This is a genomic window from Streptomyces sp. SID5785 (genome assembly GCF_009870065.1).
Classification (GTDB): Bacteria; Actinomycetota; Actinomycetes; order Streptomycetales; family Streptomycetaceae; genus Streptomyces.
In genome coordinates this window covers 1-1,051 of the sequence record NZ_WWIA01000226.1, presented here as the reverse complement: position 1 = coordinate 1,051, position 1,051 = coordinate 1, and the positions used below count along the sequence as shown (strand labels likewise).

Here is a 1,051-nt window from a genome sequence, read left to right as displayed (position 1 = left end):
GGGGCGCGGGGAACTGCGCGGGAAGCCCCACCGGACCGCGGCCGCGACACGGCGGTGACGCCCCCCGGGCCACGGGCGTCCCGCGAAGGAGCGCGCCCCGCGTGGCAGAATCGCGGCAATGAGTACCTACCGTGGCAGCGCCCGCGCCACCGTCCTGCGGACGGTCGGCACCCGGGAACGACGCTCGCACCTGACCGCCCCCCGCGTCCCCACGGTCGGCATCGACATCGGTGGCACCAAGGTGATGGCCGGTGTCGTCGACGCCGACGGCACCATCCTGGAGACGCTGCGCACCGAGACCCCGGACAAGTCCAAGAGCCCGAAGGTCGTCGAGGACACCATCGTCGAGCTCGTCCTCGACCTGTCCGACCGCCACGACGTGCACGCCGTGGGCATCGGCGCGGCCGGCTGGGTCGACGCGGACCGCAACCGCGTCCTGTTCGCCCCGCACCTGTCCTGGCGCAACGAGCCGCTGCGCGACCGCCTCTCCGGCCGCCTCTCGGTGCCGGTGCTCGTCGACAACGACGCGAACACGGCGGCCTGGGCCGAGTGGCGCTTCGGTGCCGGGCGCGGCGAGGACCACCTCGTGATGATCACGCTCGGTACCGGTATCGGCGGCGCGATCCTGGAGGACGGCCAGGTCAAGCGCGGCAAGTTCGGCGTCGCCGGCGAGTTCGGCCATATGCAGGTCGTGCCCGGCGGACACCGCTGCCCGTGCGGCAACCGCGGCTGCTGGGAGCAGTACAGCTCGGGGAACGCGCTGGTCAGGGAGGCCCGCGAGCTCGCCGCCGCCGACTCCCCGGTCGCGTACAACATCATCGAGCGGGTCAAGGGCCAGGTGCCCGACATCTCCGGTCCGCTCATCACCGAGCTGGCCCGCGAGGGCGACGCCATGTGCGTCGAGCTGCTCCAGGACATCGGCCAGTGGCTCGGCGTCGGCATCGCCAACCTCGCCGCCGCCCTCGACCCCTCCTGCTTCGTCATCGGCGGCGGGGTGTCCGCGGCCGACGACCTGCTGATCGGCCCGGCCCGCGACGCGTTCAAGCGCCAG

At 73.3% G+C, this 1,051-nt stretch carries 1 protein-coding gene; it reads left to right on the top strand.

Going from position 1 to position 1,051, the window contains the following annotated elements:
* Positions 1-118 precede the first annotated feature (118 nt).
* On the top strand, positions 119-1,051 hold a 933-nt coding region (locus tag GTW43_RS06855; protein WP_161300726.1), incomplete at its 3' end, for an ROK family glucokinase.